The organism is Psychrobacter maritimus (genome assembly GCF_904846345.1).
GTDB classification, from domain to species: Bacteria; Pseudomonadota; Gammaproteobacteria; order Pseudomonadales; family Moraxellaceae; genus Psychrobacter; species Psychrobacter maritimus.
In genome coordinates this window covers 205873-212957 of the sequence record NZ_CAJHAJ010000006.1, presented here as the reverse complement: position 1 = coordinate 212957, position 7085 = coordinate 205873, and the positions used below count along the sequence as shown (strand labels likewise).

Annotated in this window: 6 protein-coding genes and 1 rRNA gene; 5 read left to right on the top strand and 2 right to left on the bottom strand. The window is 42.9% G+C overall.

The window, feature by feature from the left end; genetic code table 11:
- Window positions 1–253 precede the first annotated feature (253 nt).
- A 5S ribosomal RNA gene (gene rrf, locus JMX50_RS09995) occupies window positions 254–368 on the top strand.
- A 136-nt stretch (window positions 369–504) separates the two neighbouring features.
- Here rrf and JMX50_RS09990 read toward each other — a convergent pair.
- Complete coding sequence (locus JMX50_RS09990; protein WP_201629415.1) at window positions 505–765, bottom strand: DUF1289 domain-containing protein; 261 nt, start codon at window positions 763–765, stop codon at window positions 505–507.
- Between the two features lie 187 nt (window positions 766–952).
- Between JMX50_RS09990 and JMX50_RS09985 the strand changes: the two genes are divergently transcribed.
- The 3 genes from JMX50_RS09985 (at window position 953) to JMX50_RS09975 (ending at window position 4531) form a co-directional block, all read left to right on the top strand.
- On the top strand, window positions 953–1612 hold the full coding sequence (locus JMX50_RS09985) for a YqiA/YcfP family alpha/beta fold hydrolase (protein ID WP_201629414.1): 660 nt from the start codon (window positions 953–955) through the stop codon (window positions 1610–1612).
- Between the two features lie 167 nt (window positions 1613–1779).
- A complete protein-coding gene (parE, locus tag JMX50_RS09980) occupies window positions 1780–3666 on the top strand; it encodes a DNA topoisomerase IV subunit B (RefSeq protein ID WP_201629413.1) in 1887 nt (628 codons plus the stop codon).
- 169 nt (window positions 3667–3835) lie between these two features.
- Window positions 3836–4531, top strand: coding sequence for a lysophospholipid acyltransferase family protein (locus tag JMX50_RS09975; protein WP_227671017.1), 696 nt, complete (start codon window positions 3836–3838; stop codon window positions 4529–4531).
- A gap of 112 nt (window positions 4532–4643) precedes the next feature.
- On the opposite strand, the gene JMX50_RS09970 is transcribed toward JMX50_RS09975, so the two are convergent.
- Window positions 4644–5426: an SDR family NAD(P)-dependent oxidoreductase gene (locus tag JMX50_RS09970; protein WP_201629411.1), complete on the bottom strand. Its 783-nt coding sequence runs from the start codon at window positions 5424–5426 to the stop codon at window positions 4644–4646.
- A gap of 265 nt (window positions 5427–5691) precedes the next feature.
- Here JMX50_RS09970 and JMX50_RS09965 point away from each other — a divergent pair, with 265 nt between their 5' ends.
- Window positions 5692–7017: a hypothetical protein gene (locus JMX50_RS09965; protein WP_227671016.1), complete on the top strand. Its 1326-nt coding sequence runs from the start codon at window positions 5692–5694 to the stop codon at window positions 7015–7017.
- The last annotated feature ends 68 nt before the right edge of the window (window positions 7018–7085 follow it).

The window sequence follows — 7085 nt, the reverse complement described above, 5'->3', positions numbered from 1 at the left end:
TGGAAGGGTGTGGAAGCACAGCGATGTGTGTAGCTAACCTGTACTAATTGCTCGTTTGGCTTGACCATACAACACCCAAGTGGTTTGTATCAAAGCTCTAATTAATCTATCTTGTAAAGCGAAAGCTTTAGAATAAAGAAAGAATATTTCGATATCACCTTAAACCTTGATTCAGTTAGGTTTATGTTGATGAGACTAAAAGATAATACTTAAAGTCAAAATAACAACAACAGACTCATATCTAACCCCCTTTGCTGACGACAATAGCATGATGGCACCACCTGATCCCTTCCCGAACTCAGAAGTGAAACATCATCGCGCCAATGGTAGTGTGGCTCCGGCCATGTGAGAGTAGGTCATCGTCAGCTCTCTATTCCTGAATCGCCCCTCAACTTAATTGTTGAGGGGCTTTTCTTTGTCCAAAGGTTGCGGTTTATTGGGTGTTCACGCTGATTTATCCACTGTAAAGTTAGTATCCTAGTAGTGCGTTGTCATAAGCTTTTTTTAGAAAAGCTCACCCGTCTCGACCGCTTCTTCAAAATCAAACCCTAACTGCTCGCCTTTGCGCTGTCTCATCTGCTCGATACGCAGCTTACGTCCAGAGACCAGCCGTAGCACCTCACGGCGCTGCTCAGTCGTCATCTCATGCCATAACTGACGCTCAGGTCGACTACGTAAGCAGCCAAAGCAATAGCCTTTTTTATTGCTTTGACAGACACCAATGCATGGATTGGCAATCTCGAACAGCTCAAACTGCTGATTCATGGCGGCTCCATTGCTATTTTCGTTATTCCTTTAATGTGCCTAATGTCATTCTAAAACACTATTATGTCGCAAATAGTGAATAATAATGTGCGGTTTTATTGTTACTGTTTTTATTAACGTAATGCTATGCTGAGTTTTTATTATTCATATATAGCAATCATAACAAAATTAATAAGTGAGATTATACGTGAACGTTATTTATATTCATGGGCTCGACAGCGATGCGAACTCTACTAAAGGCAAGTTGTTAGAGGATTATTGCCGCCAGTATCATTCTGATATCAATATATTGCGACCTGATTTGAATAAGACGCCTGATCAAGTTTTTAGGCAGATATTGTTATTAATCGAAAATTTGAATAGCAATGGTAATCATGCTGAAGATGAGAAATTTAAATCGTCAAATACAGTATTGGTTGGAAGCTCATTAGGTGGTTATTTTTCCACTTTAATCAGCAATCATACCGGCTACCCAGCACTGTTATTAAATCCTAGCACGCAGCCGCATGTGACATTACAGCGCTTTGCTGAGGATTCGGCTGCAAAAAATAATGTTGAAGAAGAGGATTTAGACAGTCATATTATTCATTCAACAGCAGGTGGGTGGGATATTACTCATGCAGATTTGCAATGGTTTGCAGCGCATCAATTATCGACGATTAATTATCCTGATAAAATTTCTGTATTAATCAAAGAAGGCGATGAGCTGTTAAATCCTGAGCTATCTAAACAGTTTTATAAAGAACAGGGAGTAACAGTAACCATGCAAGCCGGGGGTGATCACAGGTTTAGTGACTTTGGAGCACAATTGCCAATGGTAATTGAGATGTTAAGGAATTTGCTCTAAGTTCAAATAAAGCTGACATAGAGGCTCATAGAGAACTTGATATATCAAGCAATTTAAATAGACGACATTATCTGACGTGAGCGACTGACTATTACCGTTACCGTCGCTATTTTTCGTTATAATGGTTCAATAGAATTAATCGCACATGAATAGTTAAGGATGCATTTGTGAGTCAATATAATGCGCAATCGTTAGAAGTTTTAGAAGGGCTTGAGCCCGTACGTCGTCGCCCAGGTATGTATACCGACACCACGCGCCCCAATCATTTGGCGCAAGAAGTTATCGATAACTCAGTCGATGAAGCATTGGCGGGTTATGCCAAGGTTATCAAAGTGCAATTGCATAGCGATGGTTCTTTATCAGTCGAAGATGATGGCCGCGGCATGCCAACCGATATTCATCCCGAATTTAATCAAACGGGTATTGAGCTGATTCTAACCCGTCTGCATGCTGGTGGTAAGTTTTCGACATCTAACTATGAAGTTTCAGGCGGCTTACACGGTGTAGGCATCTCTGTCGTCAATGCGCTATCAACGCGAGTAGAAGTGACGGTATGGCGTGATAGTACGCAGTTTGAGATGGCGTTCGAGAATGGCGCAGCAGTCACATCTTTAACCGAAACAATCAGCTCAAACAAACGTAAGCGTGGTACTAAAGTACACTTTTGGGCTGATGGCAGCTTTTTTGATACGCCTAAATTTAACGTTAAACAACTTAAGCACAATCTAAAAGCTAAAGCCGTGCTAGCAGCTGGTCTAACGATTGAGTTCGTTGATGATATTAATAATGAAAAAGTCGTTTGGCAGTTTACTGATGGGGTTGTTGAGTATTTAAACGAGCAGCTAGATGGTTTAGAGACCTTACCTGAAGCACCGTTTTATTATAATCACGATGCCAAAGCAGGCGAACGAGCGGGTATTACTTTTGCATTGTCTTGGCTGCCTGATGGCGGTACGCCTGTGCAAGAAAGCTATGTAAACCTTATCCCGACTGCGCAAGGCGGTACGCACGTTAATGGTCTACGCACCGGTATCTTGGAAGCCTTACGCGAGTTTTGTGATATTCATAATCTACTGCCACGTAGTGTCAAGCTGACGGCAGAAGATGTATGGGATGGGGTGAACTATATCCTATCGCTTAAGTTTTCTGAGCCACAATTTTCGGGTCAAACCAAAGAGCGCTTATCAAGTCGTGAAGCGGCTGGTGCGGTGCAGACATTAGCAAAGGATGCCTTTAGCTTGTGGCTAAACCAGCATGCTGATATGGGTACCCAAATTGCCGAGTTGGCGATTAATAAAGCAGGTCGTCGTTTAAAATCTGCGAAAAAAGTCGCGCGTAAGAAAATCACGCAAGGTCCAGCATTGCCGGGTAAGTTGGCGGATTGTCGTGGGGATTTGCGTGATGGCGCAGAGCTGTTTCTAGTGGAGGGTGATTCTGCGGGTGGTAGTGCCAAGCAAGCGCGCGATCGTCATTATCAGGCGATATTGCCACTGCGCGGTAAGATTTTAAATACGTGGGAAGTATCATCAGATACGGTTTTATCAAGTCAAGAGATTCATGATATTGCGATTGCTATCGGCGTCGATCCAGCGTCAGATGACTTATCTGAGCTGCGCTATGACAAAGTATGTATCTTAGCGGATGCGGACTCTGATGGTCTGCATATTGCTACATTGATTTGCGCCCTGTTTGTTAAGCATTTCCCTGCCTTGGTAGATGCCGGTCACTTATTTGTGGCGATGCCGCCTTTATATCGTGTCGATGTCGGTAAAGAGGTGCATTATGCGCTTGATGAGCCTGAGCTTGTGCATATTTTGGCCAATGTACCGGGCAATAAGAAAGCGCAAATCACACGTTTCAAAGGCTTGGGTGAAATGAGCGCAGAGCAGCTACGAGAGACCACCATGAACCGTGATACCCGCCGTCTAGTGCAGTTAGATATGGATGATATGGTATTGACCAATAGTGTGATGGATATGCTATTGGCTAAAAAGCGCGCGGCAGATCGTAAGTCTTGGCTTGAGAACAAAGGTAATTTAGCTGATATATCCTAAAGAGTGATGAGAGAGCAGGAATAGGCGTCGATTTTATAGGCTTTATTTATATATGTTCATATATATAAATAATTGAGTAAGCTATCAGGTAATAAAAGCCTGCAAAATTCAGCTAAGCGGCACAAGCTTAATGTTATTATGTAGCTATCTTTTATTACATGGTGCCGTTATGACATCAAAGCTATTTAACCGTTCTAAATCAACTGCTTCTAAGCCTACGCGCTCAAAAGTATTCCCGACATTAAGCAAAAAACATTTGGGTAATTTGGTCCCAAGGCGTGGTAATAAAGCTGCGCCAATTATCGCATCAGCGTTATTAAAAGCCGCTGGTTGGCGTACGGTTGGTAAGATTCCAAACATTCCGCAGGCCGTGGTTTTAGCGCTACCGCATACCTCTAACGTCGATGGTATTTATGCGATACCGAGCTTATTTGCCCTAGATTTAAAAATCAGTATTATGGGCAAGCATACGCTGTTTAAGGTGCCATTATTTGCGCAGCTATTAAATTGGATAGGGGTTATTCCTATCGATCGCGGTAATAAAGGCTCGGTATTGCAAGCGAGTATCGATAAATTCAAAACCGGTAAGCCGCTATTTTTGGGTTTAGCGCCAGAAGGTACGCGGCAATATACCGAAAGCTGGAAATCGGGCTTTTATTATTTGGCAGTAGGTGCGGGTGTGCCTATTTTGCCCGTGGCGATGGATTATAAGACCAAAGAGATACGTTTTATGTCGCTGGTTTATCCTAGCGGTGATATCGACGCTGATTTACCAAAAATCTATGCCCAGTATCAGGGCGTGATACCCAGACATCCTGAGCGTTTATCGCAGCCTTTACAGGATATTAATAAGCAGATTGATTAAGATTTAACGGTCTTATTACTAATTATCTATAGCGAAGAAGCCCCTGATAGCAAAATATCAGGGCTTTTTTTAATCTTAAAGTGATAAAATTTAGGCTAAACTGAATGGCTGCTTAGAAATGCGGCTGACCATTAGATGCGCTAACACCGCCATCAACGGGCAAGTTCACCCCAGTAATCATAGACGCATCATCGCTCGCCAAAAAAGTAATGGCAGCGGCAACTTCCTCTGGAGCGGCAAGACGGCCAAGTGGGCAGCGGTCTAAAAACTTATCGGTTTTGCTGCTATCATCTTGAATGGCGCTGGTCATATCGGTTTTAGTAACGCTTGGATTGACGGCATTGACGCGCACGCCATCTGCGCCGTGATCTAAAGCTAGGGTGCGCGTTAAATTACTGATACCGGCTTTGGCGGCATTATAAGCGGCCATATTCCAGTCACCACCGATGCCAGACAGTGACGAGACATTGATAATATTGCCTTTGGTAGCAATCAGATGTGGCATCGCCGCCTGACAAACATAAAACGTGCCATTTAAATTCACATCGATGGCCGACTCCCAGTCTTCAGAAGACAGCTCGGTGATTTTGCCTTGTATGGCTTTACCGGCATTATTCACCAAAACATCAATTCTCTCAAACTTGTCGATGACTCTTTTCATCATTTCTTGTACTTGAGCTTCTACGCTGATGTCACAGATGACGGCCAAAAAATTGTCGGTATGAATCCAAGTCCGGTCCTGTGGAAACGCTTCAGCGGTTTCCTGCAAGGTTTCAGCGGTACGTCCAACTAAAACAACGTTTGCGCCTTCGTTTGCAAAGCGAATGGCGGTCGCACGACCAATACCTGAGCCGGCACCGGTGACGATAACGGTTTTTTCTTTAAAGCGTTTCATGATGTTCAGTCCTTGTTATCATATGATGGTGATTATATAGAGAAAGTCGTTGAGCCTGCGCTAGGATGCTTGATTAGCTCGCGCAACTTTGATTGCTTTTATGCCATCATAACAACTCACTGCTACGAAAGCGACTGTGTATAATTGCGCTTATGTTGTTTAATCTTTTGCTAAAAGTAATGGCAAAGATTATTAGGCTAACATGCATTGTATTCGTTGCAAGTCATACGCCACCATATACATTTAATATTAAAAGGTTGAGATTGTGTCAAATTCGACTACTGCGATTGCTGATAAGCCTCATCTTGGCAATGAGCTAGCCTGCTATGTGCAGACTGATAAGTTAGAGATGCTATTGCCTGCTATACAAGCACTTGAAGCGACACATAAAATCCAATATCAAGCTCAAAAACTGGCTTACCACTTACCATTAGGTGAATTGCAGTTGTCAGAACTGGTGGTTTATTTGCCTGAGGGTGTGCTTGCCGCTGATATCGAAAGCGTGCGTAAGACCGCTATTAAATCAGTCTTAGCATGGCATAAAGGTTATTTATCTGGGCAAAAAGCCGATATAGCGCACACGATAGAAGTGCTAGTCTTTGATATTCAATTTAAAAGTGATATTGAGGAATCAAGCAATGTTGCAGACAAAGACAATCAGCATGGCAAATATAAACGCTTAAAACATGATTTTCCTGCCCGCTATTTTATGGAAGATTTAATCATAGACATAAGCGATAGTGGGCAGCCGCTACAAATATTTGGCTGGCACGACTGGCAATCGATACTCACTGCGCTTCATACGCCATGCGAATTGTGGCGATTTTTAAGATATCGTTTAGAGCAGTTGCAACAGAGCGCTATTAGTCATGTGCCAAGCTTTGAGTCTGAAGAGGCGTTGATTAATAACTTCGTAAATAGTTCAACGTTATTTACCCAAGCTATCGCCATAGACAATGCGCTGATTAAATATGGTATGCAGGATGCGCCCAATGCCGCCCTGATTGCTATGGCGCTTGCACAAAAAAATCATAGTCCTACTAGCCAGATGTATCAGCAGCACATGCAGCAAGCGGCTATTTTATGGTCACAGCTTAGCAGCCAAATGATAACGACGGTTAGTGAAAAGTTTATTGCTAGAAAAGGCAGGGAGCAACAAACAGAGCTTTCTCATTGGCAGCAGCAAATACTAGATGAATCATTGTTTTCGCGCCATGAGCTGATTCGTACTTTATATCGGCATCCAAAGCAGCAGCAAAGCCTGCAACAACAAGGTTATGTCGTTCATCAACATTCCTATGAGCGTTTAGGTCGGCACTATGTGCTGATATTTTATGGACAGGATGCAGAAGGACAGCATAGCAAAAAAGCTATTCAACCGAACTTGGCGAAAATTGCTTTAGACGTTGCCACACGTTTACCGATAGCTGAGCTGCATCACGTTATTGTGCTTGGTATAGATTTTATCATAGAGGCGGAAGATAGCTTTATGGATATTGACTTATGGATACAGCCGGTCGACGCTGTGAGTCAGCGTGAGCGTCAATTGAGCAAGCAGATACAGCGCTTACAGCAGCAAAGCCAAAAATAAAAACGATACGTTATAGCTGTGTGCGACTGATATCGATTTCAAAGTAATTCTACTATAGTAGAAATAGG